We start from the raw sequence: 16,245 nt of genomic DNA, 5'->3' as shown, positions 1-16,245 counted from the left end.
CCGCCCGCGCGCCCGGCGGTGGGCCGCGGCCGGCGCCCGGCCCCCGCCCCCCCGCGCGGCGGGGCGCCGCCCCCCCCCCACGCCCCCCCCCCCTTCTCCGTCCGTCAGGACTCCTCGACCGCCCGCCGGATCAACGGCATCGCCTTCTCCACGTCCGCCGACGAAGCGATCCGCACCTCCAGGTGCCCGACGCCGCGCACGTCCCGGGTGAAGGCCTCCTCCGGCTCCACCGAGTCCGGCTCCAACCGCAGGTACACCAGCAGGGCCCCGTGCCCCGGCCGGAACACGACCGAGGCCACGTTCAGGATCCGCCGGTAGGCGATGTAGTGCTTCAGCACCACCACCTCCAGCTCACCAGCCGCCGCCAGCACCTCATCCAGCTCGTCGTACAGTTCCTGCATTCGTCCAGGCACCTCCACCTGCGACGCCTCCACTGGCACCGCGACCGCCTCCGGCTCGGCATGCACCTCACCGACCGGCTCGGCCGGTACCGGAGACGGGGAATCGATGAAGCCCGGGACCGTCTCGACCAGCTGCAACGTCAGCAGGGCCGGTCCGAGAACCCGGTAGCGCACCAGGTTCAAGCGATGCCTCCGCTGGTGAAGCGAAGCCCCGGCCCGGATGTGACGCGAGAACTCGGCTGCGACACAGATCGCCCGAGGCCGCCGCCAGTCGATCGTCTCCACCACCTCGGCACCCAGGCGTCTGCGTACCAGCGCCTCGAACTCGTGCCCGATGCGCCAGAAGCCAGACGAGGTAGGACGTTGCCTGCGTGATCACCCCGGAGTCCCGGCCGCGCTTGAACTCGATGATTACCGGTACGCCGTTCTCGTCGAATCCCAGCGTGTCCGAGGCAACTGTTGCGCCAGCTGGTCCGAATGCCACCGCGCGCGTGCGGTACCGGGAGCAGCAGCCACCGTGGGGAGGTGGACATTGTCGTCGTACTGGAACCGGACACGCCGAGCAACGTCGGGGTCCTCCAAACCGACCACACGCCCTCGGACCCCGAGCAGCCGGTGCGCCGCGCGCACAGGGGGCCGCCGAGCCCTCGAGCGCCTGCGGCTCCCTCACCATGTGCGGCCTGGACACCGCCGGAATGATCCTCGCTCCACACCGGTCCACCCCTGACCGGCCACGTTGGCACCCCTGCAGCACATGCCACACCCCCGCCGCTGACACCGTCACCGGTACCCACCACGTGTGAGGCGAGCGGGTCGGCTGGCGGTCAGGCCGCGAGCGCCAGCGCACTGCCCCCTTGGCCGCTGCCCCGGCTCCGCGTGACGACGGGCTCGAACTTGTGTACGGATCGTCCCCGGCTTTTCCTGGTATGAGGTCAATCGTCGGCCAGCACGGTTCTGACAGTGTGATCCCCGGATCCCCGGATCCCCGGATCCCCGGATCCCCGGATCCCCGGATCCCCGGATCCCCGGATCCTCGCATCCGGCAGGGCGGCGAGGGTCGTCATCCCCCGGGGGGTCGACCCGCGGTCCCGTCGTCGTTGGCGTCCGGTCGTGGGTCGTCGTCGCTGAAGGCGACGTCGACTTGCTGTTCGGGGCGGCGTTCCTCTTGGTGGGCGATTGCGCTCAGCACCTGTTCGTCGGCGTCGGTGAGCGGCGGCTGGAGCAGGCTGCGCGGCCACAGGCGGCGGGCGAGGACGACGTTGGTCTCGGCGGCGTACACGGTGATCTCCGCAGCGAGGAAGAGCCAGGAGAGCAGGCCGATCACGGTGGCGAAGAAGCCGTAGACCTGCCCGGCGTGGCGCAGCTCGTGCACGACGAGCAGGGAGCCGAAGGCCTGGAGGACGGTGAACAGCGGGCCCGCGACCGCGCAGCCCGGCCATAGCGCGCGCGTGGGGATCGTCCGGGGGGTGAGCACGCGGAAGCAGGCCAGGCACAGGGCGGCGTTCAGGAGCGCGGAGACGATCAGACCGCCGATGCGGGCGGCGGGCCCGCCGAGGGAGGCAGCGACGACCGATGCGGCCCCGGTGCCGAGTACCAGGCCGGAGCCGAGCACGAGTAGGAGCAGGAGGCTGCGGACCAGGCGCGGCCAGTAGCCCGGCCGGCGCACGCCGGGGACGTTCCAGATCTCGGCCATGGCGTGCTGGAGCACCTGCGCGATGCCGAGTGCTCCGTAGAGCATGAACAGCATGCCGACGGCCAGGGCGAACCCACTTCCCTGGAGGGAGTGGACGTTCTGGCGGAGTTGGTCGCCGATGATCGGGAAGTCGGCCAGGGCGGAGTTGAGGACGGACTGCTGTGCGCCGGGGCTGCCGTGCAGGACGAATCCGAGGACGGTGCTGAGCAGGAGGAGCAGCGGGATCAGGGCGAGGAAGCCGTAGTAGGTGATGAGCGCGGCGAGTAGTCCGCCGCGGTCGTCGCCGTACTTCTTGATCACGCCGAGGACCATGGCGGTGGGCCGGTGGCGCTGCTGGTAGCCGTCCACCGAGCGCAGTGCGCGTTCGACCGGGTTCATGTCGTCCTCCTCCGCGTGGCGGGCGCGCGGATCCGCCACGGATCGGGCCCGCGCGGGTGCGTTTGCCCGTTGGGCCGATCCGTACACCGTGTGGACGTGGACGGCTGGTCAGCCGGCGCCGGGCAGTCGTGCCTCCAGGTACCCGGAGAGCAATCGGGTCTCGAACACTGGCTGCGGCGAGGTGGCCGGGCCGCTCGCGACCTCGCCGTCACGCAGGCGGAACTCGCTGCCGTGCCACGGGCAGCGCAGGCAGCCGTCGGCCACTGTGCCGTCGGCGAGCGGGCCGGACAGGTGGGCGCAGCGCTCCGCGAGCACGTGGCAGCGCTCGCCCTCGCGGACGACGACCACGGGCAGGTCGCCGGCCATCCTGCGGACGGGTTCGCCCGGTGGGAAGTCGTCGACCGGGCCGAGTCCGACCCAGTCGGCGGGCGCGAGTCGGGGCGCGGCGGCGGCCCGGTTGGGGCCGGCGGCCTGTCCGTAGGCCAGGTGGCCGCCGAGGACGCCGCCGCCCGAGATGGCGGCGAGCCCCGTCAGGCCGAGCAGTCGGCCGCGGGCGCGTCGGCCCCGGCAGCGGGCCAGCAGCGAGCCGGCGTACAGCAGCACGCCGGTCGTGTTGGCAAGAGCGTGGACCAGGCCCGTGCGGCGGCGCGGCGGGTCGAGCCGGGCCCAGTCCACCCAGCCGGACAGCGCGGTCGGCACGGCCGTCAGCAGTCCGGTGGCGACGAGTGCGTCGGCCGACCGCTGGGCGCCCGGAGTGAAGTCCAGCAGGCCTGCCGATGTCCAGCAGCCGATGGGCAGCTGAACCAGGCCCGGGTGGAGCGGGTGGCCGAGCCACACGCCGCGTAGGGCGTCGCGGTACGGCCCGAGGGGGAGAGCTTCCACCGCGTCGGCGAGCTTCCCGGACGGGAGGTCGAGGACCTCCCAGTGCGCCGGTGCGTCGAGCGTGCGGCGCAGTCGACGGGACCACCGGCGGTCGTGCAGAGCTGAAACGTCCATGCCGGGCGGCTTGCCGGACGCCGGGAGGCCAAACCTCGCCCGGGGTGTCTGTTGAGCCGATCCGGTATTTGGGCAAAAATCCCGTAAGTCACTGGCCACAACAAAGACCTGGACCCCGTGAATCCTCGCCACAGCGATGTGGCCCCGTCCGGCTTACGTCCGGTGACCCGATCGTGGACTGTCAGCGTTTGGGGCCTGCTCGCGGTCGCCTACGCGCTCGCCCCTGCTGGACTGGGATATCTGGGCGTCACCAGGCTTATCGACCCGCAGGTCTCCACAGCTGCCTTCCGATGGCGCAGGCGAGGCGGCGGCGGTCGTGGCGTAGGTTGGAGCGCAGGGCGGACACGGGGGTGCCGAGGAAGTCGGCGGCCTTCTGGTCGTCCAGGTCGAGGCAGTACCGGAGTACCACGCTGTCGTGCTGTTTCTCGGGGACACCTGCCTGCAGCAACAACTGGTCGGCTCCTCCGAAGGTGGCGGCCTGCGGGGGCGTCGGACGGGCCGGGAATCAAGTATCACGAATCGGGTATGACGAATCCGGAATCCGGGTTCATACTTGTGGTGTGTCGAGCGACGAGCGGGAGCCGCGCACGAGCTGGACGTTCCTGACGCAGCATGCCCGTGTCCTGTTGATGATCTCGCGCAACACGGAGGTACGCCTGCGGGATCTCGCGGTGATGTGCGGTGTGACGGAGCGGGCGGTGCAGGCGATCGTCACTGATCTGGAGAGCGCCGGTTATCTGACCCGCACCCGCCACGGGCGCCGCAACCACTACCACGTCGTGCACGACACGTTCTTCCGTCACCCCGCCGAGGCCGGGCACGAGATCGCCGGGTTTCTGGACTTGTTCGCGGATCTCCAGCCCGGTTCCGGCCCCGCCCCAAGCACTCGCCCCGGTGATCACCATGACCAGGAACGCCCCTGATTCCCGAACCCGCCGCCCGCAGCCCCCCACCTTGCCGTGCTCCCGCCGGGGGATCCCGCGAAGCGGGCTCCTCGAGCGCGCCGAGAACCCGGCGGGACGCCGACCCGGCGGTCGGACCGCGCCCGTCCCCGCGTGAAGGCGGTGGGTTCCGTGAACAGCCCGCCCGATCCCCTCCGTCACGACGACTGCCCCCACGCCGCGCGGACCGGCGCACGGCCGCTGAGAGTCGTCGACACGACGCTCCCCGGCACGGCCGTGATCGTCCAGGTCCAGGGCGACGTCGATCAGGAAACCCGCCGCACCCTGGACGACGCCCTGGCCGAGGCGATCACCGCCCGCCCGCCGCTCCTGGTGGTCGACCTCGCCGGCCTCGCCTTCTGCTACTCGGCGTGCGTCAACGCCCTGCTCGCCGCCCGTCTGAACGCGATTGCCGCCGGGATCGAGATGGTGCTGGCCGCCGCGAGACCGCAAACCATACGGGTCCTGACGCTCACCGAGACCGACCGGCTCTTCACCCTCCACGACAGTGTCCGCTCCGCACTGGCCGGCGGCGACGCCGCCGACCGGCAGACCGGCTTAGCGGCAGTCATGCTTACCGCTTCGCGCTACGTAGGGGTCGTCGGTCCGCAGAGGGCCGGGCAGCTCCAGGGCTCGCTGGACGGTCCCGGCCACCGAGGCTAAACCTGCCGGATCCGTGGCCAGCGGACCCTCGTCGCAGCGCGCGTCGTCGAAGGCGGATTCCCAGTAGACCCAGCAGGTCGCGACCCACAAGCGATCGGGGTCTGCGGCGGGGGCGAAGCGGGCGTAGAACTCGGCGATGTTGGTGGCGGTGGTCCGGGTACGGGAGCCCGCGGTCGGGCACAGCCCTGTCCGATCGACGCAGGCTTGGGCCCGCCGCTCGACGGCGTCGGCCTCCGGATGGATGGCGGCCGGGACGGGGCAGTAGAACGGCAGGGTGTCGAGACCGGGGGTGCTCACGGTTCCTCGGTGTGCCGTGGCTGGCGGGCGCGTCGTCTCATGCGCTGCGGTGGACGGTGGTGGTGGCGACGCGGCGCAGGACGGAGACGACCTCGGTGGGGTGCGATCAGTCGGCTGCGCGCAGCCGGGCGAGGGCGGAGTCGATATCAAGGTGGTCGGCTTCCGATCCGGCGGGCACCAGGGTGAATGAGTCTGTGAGGAAGGCGGCCACGGCGTCCTCCGGGGCGCTGAGCACCGCCCGGCCGTCGGGGCCCTGCAGGGTGATGAGGACTTCGCCGGCCGATCCGGGGCCGATCTTGACGTCCCCGGTGCCGGTGGGGACGTGGCGCCCCTCGTTCAGCAGATCCCGGCTGAAGTACCAGCACACCTCGGCGTTGGAGCCGGTGCAGTCGCACGGGGTCAGCGGGAACACCAGGCATGCCGCATATGGGAGGGCCGTGTCGAAGCGGAGCTCCACGTCGACCGGGACGTCGGGCAGCGGGCTGTCGGGGAACGTGACGGGCATCGGGCGGACAGCGGACTTCTGCATCGGATCACCCTCCTGCGACGGCTTTGTGCGTCGGCCTCCGGTGGGCCGACGCGTGCCAACGCGCCTACCCCAGCGTCCACCCGCCAGTCGGCAGGCCAGATATCTGCACAACTCCCTTGCTTTCGCGGCGCGTTGCCTGTCTCCGCCACATAGCGACGCCCGATCGGCCGGGACGGGGACTTGCGCGCCGAAGCCCTCTGCAGCGCTGGTTCTTCGCCTGCGGGTTGTGCCACGAGCACACCGCCATCTCGGACTGCCGGCCTGTTGAGTGGATGCACTCCCGGAGGGCAGATCCTCCGGCGGACAGCTTCTGATCACGGGCCTGTGGGAAACGACGGGGCAGAGCCGCTACGTGGATCGTCTCCGCTGATGTGTGGTGGCATGCTCGGATGATTGCGTCTTGTGTAGGGAGGGAGTTTGCTGATGCTTGTGCCGTCCGCGCTGGAGCGGCGTCCGGGCGGGGCCCGGTGAGGGGCTGGGTGATCGGGGCTGTCGGCGAACCAGGCGAGTGGAAGCGGCTGCTGGTGGTGCTCACCGACGGTCGGCGGCTGGTGACCGGGGAGATCTCCGAGCTGGTGCGGGCGGAGTTCGGGGTGCTGGTCGCCAGGCGGCTTCGGCAGCCGCATCCGGGCGCGCGGTCGGTGGTGCGCTGGTTGCATCCGGTGCTGGCCGTCGTCGTCGAGCTGGAGGCCGGGCAGGTACGCCGGATCGCGGTGCCTGCGGAAAACGACTGAGCGATCGCTGGGGGCAGCGCGCGGTTGTGCTCCGGCGTGCCGCCGCAGCGCGAAAGAGCCGTTCAGAGTGGGGCCTGCGGAGCGTTCGAGGCGGGGGAGGTGACACAGTTCAGCCAGCGGTGGTGGAGGAGGAGGCATGCGAATTCGATGTCGCCCGCCTTCACCAGGGTGGGCGTGGCCGTTGGAACAGGTCGGTGGCGAGCCGGGCCGTCGCCGGTCTGCGTTCGCTGGACGGGACCGTGCCGACACCGGCGAGGCCCCTGAGTGCGGCCTGTCGATGGGCTTGGCGCAGGACTGCTGAGGCGGTGCAGGGCTAGGCCTCTGGGTCACTGCCTGGCAGGGTGGCTCACCCGGTTGCGCCGCATCCGATAGCCCGGAACCTTGCCGGTCCACTGTCCGGCTGTCGAGCCCGGCGGCGGGTGGCCGCGAGTCGTCGTAGGTTGCGGGCATGACCAGTGATGAGACGACGATCCCGGCCGTGGGAGTGCGCCCGCTGGACGAGGTGTTCGACGCGATCGAGACCGTCCATCGGCGCCCCCAGCCTTGGGGCGGGTTCGACCACGGGGTCCTGGAGGCCTACCGGTGGGCCTCCGGAGCCCAGATTGCGGCACCGGTCACCGCTGCCGCCGCGCTCGGGAGCATCGGGCCGTGCCGGGCACAGCTGCTGGCCGAATGCCAGGCTGCCGCGGTCCGCCTGCGCGATGCCCTGGAAGAACGCACGGACGCCGCCTACGCCCTGGGCGTCTACCGGGCGCTGGCGTGGCTGTGCGGCCACCACGAGGACCGCCCCTGACTTGCGGCCCTCAGTAACCAGTGCCCGTCCTGGCCACCCCGCCGCAGGAGCCGCCTGGTGCCCAGCCTGATCACCCGCTCCGGTGGGGAAGCCGGCCCTCCTGTGCCGAGGTGCCGGTGAACGCCACATCCGGCGGCGTGGAATGCACCATCAGGTGCTTCCCTTCTGGATCCTGTTCCGGGTCGCTGCCGGCTTCACCCGTCTCCATCGCCCGCCCCATGGCGAGGAACTGTTGGGCGTACGGGTCCGGGCCAACCGCTACAAGTACCGCCCGTAGGCGGAAGGAGGAATCGTTGACGAGGTACGACGGCGCGCCGGGCCGCGACGAGACGCCCCAGCAGCGGGCCGACCGGCTCTGGAACGAGATGCTCCAGGAAGTCCGTGTGTGCCAGACCGGCGCGCAGATCCTCTTCGGATTCCTCATCGGCGTGGCCTTCACCCCGCGCTTCGCCGCCCTGTCCGACTTCGACAGGAACCTCTACGTCGCCACCGTCGTCCTCGGCGCCGTCGCCACCGGCGCCCTGATCGCGCCCGTGGCCTTCCACCGCTTCCTCACCGGCCACGGCATGAAACCCGAACTCATCCACGTCGCCAGTCGCCTCATCGCCATCGGACTCACCACCCTCGCCCTGACCATCGCCGCCGCGCTGCTGCTCCTGCTGCGCACCGCAACCGGCAGCTCGGCCGCCGCCTGGGGCCTCAGCGCCGCCTGTCTGCTCTGGTTTGCTACCAGCTGGCTCGTCCTGCCCCAGGTCGTGCTTCGTCGCACGGCCGCCCGCCGGGCGGCCGTGTCCGAGCACGGCGACCCCGGCGGCGGTGGCCGACCCCCGCGATGACAGCCCTGCTGTCCCGGCCCGCAGCTCTCCGGTCGGCTTCCCCCTACTGCCGGGGGCCACCCCGGGAGACCGGATGGCTGGGGCAGAGGGGAACCGGTGACGTTGGAGATCTCGTCGGTGATGTACGACATCTCAGGCGGGACGAGGAACACGTAGGAGAGGGCCCTCGCAGAGGCTGGGCCAGGCGGCTCGTCGGTGACTGCTCGCTGAAGTGTCTGGCCTTCCCCGACACGTGGTCGCGTGTGCGTCGGACTCGGCTGTGGTCGGCCCACCCGGGCCGCGGGTCCCGTCTCGGCCTCCCGTCCGCCCGGCGGCCACCGTCTCACCTCCCACCCGGGTCGGCCAGGGCCCGCTGGGCGCCGGCCAGCGCGGGCCGCAGCAGCCGACCGGTCACGGCTCCCTGGGCGCGCAGCGCGGCGCGGGCGGCGTTCGCGCCGCAGGCACCGTGCACGCCACCGCCCGGGTGGGCCGAGGCGGAAGCGAGGTAGAGCCGCTGGATGGGGGTCTCGGGCCGCCCGGTGCCGGGTACCGGGCGCAGCAGCGCCTGCTGGTGGAGGGCTGCGGTACCGCCGTTGATCGCCCCGCCGACCAGGTTCTGGTCCAGCTGTTCCAGCGCCGGCGGGGTGAGCACGCGTCGGGCCTGGATCCGGTCGGCGAAGCCGGGGGCGAAGCGTTCGACCTGTGCCTCCATGCGGTGGGCGATGGCTTCGCTTTCCTTGCCGTCCCAGCACCCGGAGATGCCGTCGGGCCCGAGGTCGTCGACGATGCGCTGGGGGACGTGGGTGTACATCCAGGCCGATTCGGTGCCCGCGGGCGAGCGGGACGGGTCGGCGGTGGTCATCTGGCCGAGCAGCCCGAAGGGGCGGGCCGGCAGACGGCCGGTGCTGACCTGGAGTGCGTAGTCGCTCAGTTCCGTCCAGGTCGCCCCGAGGTGGACGGTGCCGGCCTGGTGTGCGGACTCGGCGATCCAGGGGATCGGCGCGTCGAGGGCCCAGTCGACCTTGACGGTCGAGAAGTCCCACTGGAAGCGGCGCACGGCGTCGCGGAATCCGGAGGGCAGATGACCTCCCTGGACCAGGCGGCCGTACAGGTGCGGGGCGGGCACATCGGCGAGCACGGCTCTGCGCGCGCGGACGTACTCGCCCTGGGCGGTGCGGATGCCCAGCGCGCGCCCGGCGCGGACGACGACCTCGCTGACCGGGGTGTCGCAGTGGATCGTGCCGCCGCGCGATTCCAGGCGCCGCACCAGGGCGTCGCTGAGGGCGCGGGCGCCGCCGACCGGTACCGGCCAGCCGTACTGCTCGCCGAGCATGGCCATGAGCCAGCCGAAGGCGGCACTGCCCGGCGATTCGGGCAGCAGGTCGGCGTGCAGCGCGCAGCCGGCCAGCAGCAGACCCAGCCCCTCCCGGTCGAACTCCTCGTCGGCCAGCCGTCGTACCGGGAGCGCAGCGAAGCGGGCCAGCCGCAGCAGGCCCGGTGCCCGAAGACGCGCCGCGAGCGTGAGCCCGGCGCGTACCGGCGGGAACGGCGCGAACATCGCTCCTACCAGGCACGGGTCCAGGTCCTGCCACAGCTGTGACAGCCGTCGCCAGGCGAGCGCGTCCGGCCGGCCGAAGTTCCGTTCGAAGCCGTCGATGTTCGCCTCCGGTCCACGCTGCAACTGGGCGCAGCGCCCGTCGGGCAGGGGATGGGCGAGAACGATCGGTGCGTGGCTCCAGGCGAGGCCGTGCTCCTCCAGGCGCAGGGCCGCGATCACCGGCGAGGCGGCGGCCAGCGGGTAGAACGAGCTGAACAGGTCGCTGACGTAGTCGGGGTGGACGCCGCGGTCGCTGCGGACAGCGCCGCCGGCCCGGTCCTGGGCCTCCAGCACCTCCACTTTCCAGCCGGCGTCGGCCAGCACGTTCGCGGCGACCAGGCCGTTCGGCCCGGCCCCGATCACGACGGCGTCGGCCATGACGGACCTCCCCCCGACGCGGACGCTTCCAGGTCGGCCGCCCGGCGCGCCTCCTCGACCGTGCGGGCGAGGCAGGCGAGCATCCGGCGGTGGCGCAGATCCAGCACCAGGTCCGTGGCTGCCGAGTGGAGGCTTCCGCTCAGGCCCCGCAGCGGGTGCTCGTCGACGATCACCAGGGTGGCGTCGCCCCATGCGATCAGCTCGATGGCGATCCGGACGGTGCCGAGCCGCCCGGCGAAAGCCTCCAGTTCCAGCCGGTGCCCGCTGTCGCACACACGTACAACGGTGCGGCCTTCGAAGTGGCACGGGCCGACGCCGACTGTGTAGCGCAGGCTCGACCCGACCGCGGGCCACCGGCCCCCACCCGGGCGGGTCCGCTCCGTGCCTGGTACCCAGCGGCCGTACGCGGCCGGATCGCCCAACACGCTCCACACCGCCTGCGGAGCCCGCTCGATCAGGACGTGTCTCACAGCCATTGACTTCGCTCCTTCTGTCCGGTCCTCTACGGATCACCCGCCCCTCGACAGGCGCATACCCGACGAATGCCCCTGAATGCGACACGCGTACCCACCCGTTTTCCGCCGCCGGGCACCGCCACCCGTTCCACCGGAACCTCGACCGGTCGCCGCCGGGCGCTCGTCCAGGGCAGCGACTGTGCTGCGCCCGGCATGCCTGGAGCGCAAGACGGACGGCACGTGGCGCAAGACGGTGGAGGACAACGCGGCGCCAGGCACTGGCCGCGGACCGGCCGTTCGTCATCGACTTCCGCGCCGACCCGGCGGTGCCACCGATCCCGCCGCACGCCACCTGGGACCAGATCAAGGCCGCTGCCCTGTCGGTGCTCAGGGGCGACAGCGACCGAGATCGGTGGTCCAGCAGGATGCTGAGGGCGCCTTCCTGCTGTGCGGATTCGTCATGGCCCTGGCCGAGCACCAGCAGCACAACGACGTGGAAGCGGTGCGCGGGTTCGAACGCAACCGTGCCACGTGCGGTCCGCCCGGCCTCTACGCGAGGAGTTCGATGTCGCCCAGCGCCAGCTGTGCGGCAACCTGCCTCGGGCGTTCGTCCACGGGTTGATGCTCGAAGCCGCCGCCACGCTCGCACCCGGTCACTGAGCCCGCTGTGATCCTCCGCACCCGGATGCTGCAGCGGCGCGACGATGCCGCCAGCGAATCGACGCCCAGCAGGACCGGGCTGCCCTCACAGGGACAATGGCTGGTCCGCTGGGGTCTACCAGTAGTGGCGGCGGCCGCCGACCTCGTGGCCGACTGCGCCCATGATCCACAGGATGAGGCCGATGAGGGCCAAGACGATGCCGATGGTCCACAGGATGCCGATTCCGGTGACGAATCCGATGACGAGGAGGATGACTCCGAGGATGATCACAATGGGCTCCGTTTCTTCGCCCCCCTTTTTCCGATGCGGTCCTTCGCCGATGCGGAGGAAATGCTGCACCTTGCTTCGCGGGTGCCCGGTTTGGGGATGCCGTATCAGCCGCGATGGCGTGATTCCCGGGTTCGGCGCACCTGAGGTGTGGTCGCCAGGCCGGCGAGGAGGATGTCGAGGCCGCTTTCCAGCTCGGCGGCTCCGTCGTAGGAGGCGAGAGGGCCGGCGAGACCGCGCAGGAGAGGAAACTCGGCTATAGGCAGCCGGTACAGGCCCAGGCGCAGCAGGTCGTCCGTCTCGTCGGGGTTGTCAACGAGTTCCTGCAGCTCGTTGAGGACGTGGCCGTGCAGCAGCCCGAACAGTGCGCGGTAGACGTGAAGCGCGTCGGCGCCGCTGAAGCCGGAGCGGGTGAGCATGGCGAGGATGGCCTCCAGCAGGCGCAGGGTGCTGCGAGGCCGCAGAGCAAGCGGGGTGGCCAGCGGGCGGGTGACCATGAGCGGCACGACGTTGGGGTGGGCCAGGGCGAGCCGACGGTAGCGGCGGGCTACGGTACGAAGTTGGGCGGCCCAGTCGGGATCGGTGGGGTCCTCCAGCGTGAGCTGGCCGAGGACCATATCGGTGACGCCGTCGAGCAGAGTCGCCTTGTTCGCCGCGTGGCGGTACAGACTCATCGGGTCGTGGCCGAGCGCACGTGCCAGACGACGCATGGACAGTTTCTCGATGCCCTCGCGGTCGATGATCTCCAGCGCGCAAGCCAGCATCCGTTCCCGGCTGAGCCTGTCCTTCAGAGGCGGATCGCCGTCCCGGACCGCCGGGGCGACCGGAGGAGGGACCACATCGGCACCTTCTCTCGCTGCGCGTGAGTACCGGTGACCAAGTTCGTAGACCTACGGTGTGGACACCAGTCTAGTCCGGGAGTTGACTGTAGTCATACGACGTAGATCCGTTGGGGAGTACGTCATGATCATCGTTCTCGGACTCATACTCCTGGTCGCCGCGGCCGTTGTCGCCGTGGCCGGAGTCGTCGGCAATGCCGGCAGCGGACACACGCTCACCAACGCGTTCACGGTGTTCGGAGAGCACATGAACGGCTCGACCGGCACGTTGTTCCTCTACGGCATCGTCGTCGGGGCCGTGGGAGTGCTGGGCCTCTGCCTCCTGCTGGCCGGCGCGCGCCGCGGCGCCACCGCACGCCACGCACTGCACCGCTCCCGCCGGGAAACGGCGGCTGTGAGCAGGCGACGCGACGAGGTGGTCGAGCAGCGCGACGCCGCCCGCGCGCAGGCGGCATCGGCCGTCCAGGACCGCGACGGCCTTGTCGCGGAGCGCGACACGATCGCCCAGCAGCGGGACGACCTCGTCCGTAGGCAGGAGCCGACCAGCGAGCACACAGCGGGTCTTCGCCTCAATCCGATGTCGCAGGGCGAAGGCGAACCCGCGTCCGGCAAAGGGCACCACAGACCGCACCTCCTCGGGCGCGGCCTCGGGCACCGGTAGGCCCCCTACGCCCCGCGAGAGGCACCGACGGACATCACGAAAGGCAGCTAGTCATGGGCATCGGCAAGAAGGCCGCCCACAAGGCCGAAGCGGTCAAGGGCGGCGTGAAGAAGAACGTCGGACGCGCCACCGGCGACCGCGCCCTCGAGGCAGAAGGCCGCGGCGACCAGATCAAGGGCAACCTCAAGCAGGCCGGCGCCAAGGTCAAGGACGCGTTCAAGCACTGAGGCCGGACCGCGACGATACCGTCCCGCCCGCCCCACCGCGGCGCGATACGGAATCCAGGGGGCTCCGACAGCGGACTCAACTCATCAACGGAGTTGAGTCCGCTGTCGTGAATCGAGGAACGATCATGGTGACGGTCCTGCTCGTACTGCTGTGCCTGGTCCTGCCGTGGCTCGCGGTGCTCATCAAGGACGGCCCGAGCATCAAGGTCTCTGGGCGCTCCTCCTTCAGCTGTGCGGCCACGTACCCGGCGTCATCCACGGCATCTACCAGGTAGTGAAGGACTGACCGGGACGCGCCCGCTCTCGACGGCCGCCTCCGGGTACATCCCCCGGTTGGTCCACAGTCGCGTGGGCAACCCGGCGCACAGCCCCCGATGCGGTACGGGCCCGCAGGGCTGCGGTGTTCGCCGGGCCCGGTCGGCCCTCGGTCGGACCGACGCTCGAAGGCTCGACGTGCCCGGGTGCGGCCTCGGGCTGCGGAGCCGCTCCGACACCCCTAGGCTCCCAGCTGGGCGTGCCGGCTTTGAGCCGCTGGCGGGCAGCCGCGACCCGCAGCGCGGGCGGCCGCGAGCTGCCTCGTACAGGTCCCAGGACGGAGAGCGTTGAGATGACCATCAATCCCGGACCGCCTGAAGGACGCCCCCATGCGCCTCTTGTCACCGAGGCTCCCGATCCGGGCCGTCCTTCGCGGGGGGAGCGTGATGCCAAGGACATCGCGCTGGACGCCTTCCGGGCCCCGGAGCCGGACGGTGCGCTTACCACCGACCAGGGAGTGCGGGTCGACGACACGGACAACTCCCTGACCGTCGGCGACCGTGGCCCGACGTTGCTGGAGGACTTCCACCTGCGGGAGAAGCTCACCCGCTTCGACCACGAGCGCATTCCCGAGCGGGTGGTGCATGCTCGCGGTGCCGGCGCGTACGGCTTCTTCGAACCCTACGAGTCGCTGGCCGAGTTCACCTGCGCCGACTTCCTCCAGGAGGCCGGGCGCCGGACCCCGGTGTTCGTTCGCTTCTCGACCGTCCAGGGCCCGCGCGGCTCCGCCGACACGGTGCGCGACGTCCGCGGCTTCGCCATCAAGTTCTACACCAGGCAAGGCAATTACGACCTGGTCGGCAACAACATGCCGGTGTTCTTCATCCAGGACGCGATCAAGTTCCCCGACTTCGTGCACGCGGTGAAGATGGAGCCGCACAACGAGATCCCCACCGGCGGCACCGCACATGACACGTTCTGGGACTTCTGTTCGCTGCAGCCCGAGTCCACCCACATGCTGATGTGGGCGATGTCTGATCGGGCGATCCCACGCAGCTTCCGGATGATGCAGGGCTTCGGCGTGCACACCTTCCGCCTCGTGACCGCCGAGGGGCGCGCCACCTTCGTCAAGTTCCACTGGAAGCCGAAACTCGGCGTCGCATGCCAGGTCTGGGACGAGGCCCAGATCACTGCCGGACGCGACCCCGACTTCCACCGCCGCGACCTGTGGGAGGCGATCGAGGCCGGCGAGTTCCCGGAGTGGGAACTCGGCGTCCAGCTGATCCCGGAGGAGGACGAGTTCTCGTTCCCGTTCGATCTGCTGGACCCGACGAAGCTGGTGCCGGAGGAACTCGTGCCGGTGCGGCCGGTCGGCCGGATGGTCCTCGACCGCAACCCGGAGAACTTCTTCGCCGAGACCGAGCAGGTCGCCTTCCACACCGCCAACATCGTTCCCGGCATCGACTTCACCAACGACCCGCTGCTGCAGGGTCGCAACTTCTCCTACCTGGACACTCAGTTGATCCGCCTGGGCGGTCCCAACTTCTCCCAGCTGCCGGTCAACCGCCCGCTCGCCGAGGTGCGCACCAACCAGCGCGACGGCTACGGCCAGCAGGTGATCCACTCCGGGACGAGTTACGCGCCGAACTCGGTCGGCGGCGGATGCCCGGCCACCCTGGGCGGCGGGCGCCTTGCCGAGGGGGTGTTCGAGCACTACCAGGAGCGTGTCGACGGGCAGGCGATCCGCCGGCGCAGTCCGAGCTTCGCCGACCACTACGGCCAGGCCGCGCTGTTCTGGCGCAGCATGGCCGACTGGGAGCAGAGGCACATCATCGCCGCGTTCTCCTTCGAGCTCGGCAAGGTCGGGGACCAGGCCGTGCGGCGCCGGATGGTCGCCAACCTGATCCGCGTGGACCAGGAACTGGCTGTGGAGGTCGCCCGCCGCATCGGCGAACCCGAGCCCGCGCCCGAGCCCGCACCGGACCGGTCCACCGGCAACCGCGAGGCCGGAGCAGCAGGGGAGCGGGTCTCGCCCGCGCTGAGCCTGGAGAACCTGCGCGGCCACGGCATCCGTACCCGCAAGGTCGCCGTCCTGGTGGCGCAGGGCGTGGACGCCGTCCAGGTGCGGGCCGCGCGCACCGCCCTGCAGGCCGAGGGCGCCACGGTGGAGACCCTGGCCCGGTACGGCGGGAGCGTGGCCGGCAGCGACGGCCAAGACGTGGAGGTCGAGCGGGCGTTGGCGACCACCGCCTCGGTGCTGTACGACGCCGTGGTCGTCCCGGACGGCGCAGAGGACGCGCTCGTCGTGGATCCGGACGCCGTCCGGTTCGTCAACGAGGCACTGCGGCACGGCAAACCGGTGGCCGCGCTCGGCGCCGGCACGGCGCTCGTGCGCGCCGCAGGGGACCGCGAGGCGGAGCACCTCGCCGGGGTTGCCCTGTGCGGCCCGGGCCGGCAGCCCGGCGCCTCGTTCTGGGAGGACTTCGTCCACCTGATCGAACAGCACCGGTTCCCGCAGCGCTGAACCCGAGCCCGAATCGCCCGCGTGACCTGCCCAGGAGGAGTTCCGGTCCCGCTGCGCGGGCAGGCCCGGACCTACGGGGGCCAACTGGCCGTCCGCACTCGTCAGGGCGAGGCCGGTGAGCGCTGCCCGTTCGCCGGCTTA

General features: G+C 71.2%; 18 protein-coding genes and 1 pseudogene. 10 read left to right on the top strand and 9 right to left on the bottom strand.

Annotated elements, in window-relative coordinates; genetic code table 11:
* Positions 1–104: 104 nt before the first annotated feature.
* The 4 genes from ACFVHV_RS15570 to ACFVHV_RS15555 form a co-directional block, all read right to left on the bottom strand.
* Positions 105–689, bottom strand: coding sequence for a DUF5655 domain-containing protein (locus ACFVHV_RS15570; protein WP_359904018.1), 585 nt, complete (start codon positions 687–689; stop codon positions 105–107).
* Between the two features lie 772 nt (positions 690–1,461).
* Entirely contained in the window at positions 1,462–2,472 is a 1,011-nt protein-coding gene (locus ACFVHV_RS15565; RefSeq protein WP_380351566.1) for a YihY/virulence factor BrkB family protein, read from the bottom strand.
* A 108-nt stretch (positions 2,473–2,580) separates the two neighbouring features.
* Positions 2,581–3,468 carry a Rieske (2Fe-2S) protein gene (locus ACFVHV_RS15560; RefSeq protein ID WP_359904024.1) on the bottom strand — a complete coding sequence of 296 codons (888 nt, stop codon included), beginning with the start codon at positions 3,466–3,468 and terminating at the stop codon, positions 2,581–2,583.
* A 256-nt stretch (positions 3,469–3,724) separates the two neighbouring features.
* On the bottom strand, positions 3,725–3,919 hold the full coding sequence (locus tag ACFVHV_RS15555; protein ID WP_380351564.1) for a hypothetical protein: 195 nt from the start codon (positions 3,917–3,919) through the stop codon (positions 3,725–3,727).
* A 109-nt stretch (positions 3,920–4,028) separates the two neighbouring features.
* Here ACFVHV_RS15555 and ACFVHV_RS15550 point away from each other — a divergent pair, with 109 nt between their 5' ends.
* Together ACFVHV_RS15550 and ACFVHV_RS15545 are read left to right on the top strand one after the other, a co-directional pair.
* Complete coding sequence (locus ACFVHV_RS15550; protein ID WP_359904030.1) at positions 4,029–4,391, top strand: helix-turn-helix domain-containing protein; 363 nt, start codon at positions 4,029–4,031, stop codon at positions 4,389–4,391.
* A gap of 150 nt (positions 4,392–4,541) precedes the next feature.
* Positions 4,542–5,072 (top strand): STAS domain-containing protein, encoded by a 531-nt coding sequence (locus ACFVHV_RS15545; RefSeq protein ID WP_359904033.1) that lies wholly within the window; start codon positions 4,542–4,544, stop codon positions 5,070–5,072.
* 403 nt (positions 5,073–5,475) lie between these two features.
* Here the strand turns inward: ACFVHV_RS15545 and ACFVHV_RS15540 are convergent, their stop codons facing one another.
* Positions 5,476–5,898, bottom strand: a complete 423-nt coding sequence (locus tag ACFVHV_RS15540; protein ID WP_359904036.1) for an SsgA family sporulation/cell division regulator — start codon at positions 5,896–5,898, stop codon at positions 5,476–5,478.
* Between the two features lie 479 nt (positions 5,899–6,377).
* Here ACFVHV_RS15540 and ACFVHV_RS15535 point away from each other — a divergent pair, with 479 nt between their 5' ends.
* The 3 genes from ACFVHV_RS15535 to ACFVHV_RS15525 all read left to right on the top strand — a co-directional run bounded on the left by ACFVHV_RS15535 (position 6,378) and on the right by ACFVHV_RS15525 (position 8,261).
* Entirely contained in the window at positions 6,378–6,632 is a 255-nt protein-coding gene (locus ACFVHV_RS15535) for a hypothetical protein (RefSeq protein ID WP_359904039.1), read from the top strand.
* Positions 6,633–7,080: 448 nt separating this feature from the next.
* The gene (locus ACFVHV_RS15530) at positions 7,081–7,425 is read left to right on the top strand and encodes a hypothetical protein (protein WP_359904042.1); all 345 of its coding nucleotides are present in this window, start codon (positions 7,081–7,083) and stop codon (positions 7,423–7,425) included.
* Positions 7,426–7,718: 293 nt separating this feature from the next.
* Positions 7,719–8,261 carry a DUF6328 family protein gene (locus ACFVHV_RS15525; protein ID WP_359904045.1) on the top strand — a complete coding sequence of 181 codons (543 nt, stop codon included), beginning with the start codon at positions 7,719–7,721 and terminating at the stop codon, positions 8,259–8,261.
* A 322-nt stretch (positions 8,262–8,583) separates the two neighbouring features.
* On the opposite strand, the gene ACFVHV_RS15520 is transcribed toward ACFVHV_RS15525, so the two are convergent.
* Positions 8,584–10,215, bottom strand: coding sequence for an NAD(P)/FAD-dependent oxidoreductase (locus tag ACFVHV_RS15520; protein ID WP_359904048.1), 1,632 nt, complete (start codon positions 10,213–10,215; stop codon positions 8,584–8,586).
* The gene (locus ACFVHV_RS15515) at positions 10,197–10,691 is read right to left on the bottom strand and encodes an SRPBCC family protein (RefSeq protein ID WP_359904051.1); all 495 of its coding nucleotides are present in this window, start codon (positions 10,689–10,691) and stop codon (positions 10,197–10,199) included. The genes ACFVHV_RS15520 and ACFVHV_RS15515 overlap by 19 nt, the downstream gene beginning before the upstream one ends.
* Positions 10,692–10,939: 248 nt before the next feature.
* On the opposite strand from ACFVHV_RS15515, the pseudogene ACFVHV_RS15510 reads away from it, so the two are divergent.
* A pseudogene (locus tag ACFVHV_RS15510) lies at positions 10,940–11,077 on the top strand (pyruvate decarboxylase); the annotation flags it as partial.
* Positions 11,078–11,445: 368 nt separating this feature from the next.
* Here ACFVHV_RS15510 and ACFVHV_RS15505 read toward each other — a convergent pair.
* Both ACFVHV_RS15505 and ACFVHV_RS15500 read right to left on the bottom strand, forming a co-directional pair.
* Positions 11,446–11,601 (bottom strand): DUF6131 family protein, encoded by a 156-nt coding sequence (locus ACFVHV_RS15505; RefSeq protein WP_359904053.1) that lies wholly within the window; start codon positions 11,599–11,601, stop codon positions 11,446–11,448.
* 104 nt (positions 11,602–11,705) lie between these two features.
* A complete protein-coding gene (locus ACFVHV_RS15500; protein WP_359904056.1) occupies positions 11,706–12,437 on the bottom strand; it encodes a TetR/AcrR family transcriptional regulator C-terminal domain-containing protein in 732 nt (243 codons plus the stop codon).
* A gap of 124 nt (positions 12,438–12,561) precedes the next feature.
* Between ACFVHV_RS15500 and ACFVHV_RS15495 the strand changes: the two genes are divergently transcribed.
* From ACFVHV_RS15495 to ACFVHV_RS15480, 4 genes are all read left to right on the top strand, one after another.
* Positions 12,562–13,098 carry a hypothetical protein gene (locus tag ACFVHV_RS15495; RefSeq protein WP_359904059.1) on the top strand — a complete coding sequence of 179 codons (537 nt, stop codon included), beginning with the start codon at positions 12,562–12,564 and terminating at the stop codon, positions 13,096–13,098.
* A 53-nt stretch (positions 13,099–13,151) separates the two neighbouring features.
* Positions 13,152–13,325, top strand: a complete 174-nt coding sequence (locus ACFVHV_RS15490; protein ID WP_359904062.1) for a CsbD family protein — start codon at positions 13,152–13,154, stop codon at positions 13,323–13,325.
* Positions 13,326–13,450: 125 nt separating this feature from the next.
* The gene (locus ACFVHV_RS15485; protein WP_380351560.1) at positions 13,451–13,600 is read left to right on the top strand and encodes a hypothetical protein; all 150 of its coding nucleotides are present in this window, start codon (positions 13,451–13,453) and stop codon (positions 13,598–13,600) included.
* Positions 13,601–13,932: 332 nt separating this feature from the next.
* Positions 13,933–16,104, top strand: coding sequence for a catalase (locus ACFVHV_RS15480; RefSeq protein ID WP_380351558.1), 2,172 nt, complete (start codon positions 13,933–13,935; stop codon positions 16,102–16,104).
* Positions 16,105–16,245 lie beyond the last annotated feature (141 nt).

This window comes from Kitasatospora sp. NPDC127116, from assembly GCF_042677365.1.
GTDB classification, from domain to species: domain Bacteria; phylum Actinomycetota; class Actinomycetes; order Streptomycetales; family Streptomycetaceae; genus Kitasatospora; species Kitasatospora lactacystinica.
This window is presented reverse-complemented; position numbering and strand designations above follow the sequence as displayed.

Coding starts and splice junctions, on each gene's coding strand:
- ACFVHV_RS15485 (WP_380351560.1), top strand. CDS start 13,451: ATGGTGACGGTCCTGCTCGTACTGCTGTGCCTGGTCCTGCCGTGGCTC.
- ACFVHV_RS15540 (WP_359904036.1), bottom strand. CDS start 5,898: ATGCAGAAGTCCGCTGTCCGCCCGATGCCCGTCACGTTCCCCGACAGC.
- ACFVHV_RS15490 (WP_359904062.1), top strand. CDS start 13,152: ATGGGCATCGGCAAGAAGGCCGCCCACAAGGCCGAAGCGGTCAAGGGC.
- ACFVHV_RS15530 (WP_359904042.1), top strand. CDS start 7,081: ATGACCAGTGATGAGACGACGATCCCGGCCGTGGGAGTGCGCCCGCTG.
- ACFVHV_RS15515 (WP_359904051.1), bottom strand. CDS start 10,691: ATGGCTGTGAGACACGTCCTGATCGAGCGGGCTCCGCAGGCGGTGTGG.
- ACFVHV_RS15560 (WP_359904024.1), bottom strand. CDS start 3,468: ATGGACGTTTCAGCTCTGCACGACCGCCGGTGGTCCCGTCGACTGCGC.
- ACFVHV_RS15520 (WP_359904048.1), bottom strand. CDS start 10,215: ATGGCCGACGCCGTCGTGATCGGGGCCGGGCCGAACGGCCTGGTCGCC.
- ACFVHV_RS15495 (WP_359904059.1), top strand. CDS start 12,562: ATGATCATCGTTCTCGGACTCATACTCCTGGTCGCCGCGGCCGTTGTC.
- ACFVHV_RS15565 (WP_380351566.1), bottom strand. CDS start 2,472: ATGAACCCGGTCGAACGCGCACTGCGCTCGGTGGACGGCTACCAGCAG.
- ACFVHV_RS15480 (WP_380351558.1), top strand. CDS start 13,933: ATGACCATCAATCCCGGACCGCCTGAAGGACGCCCCCATGCGCCTCTT.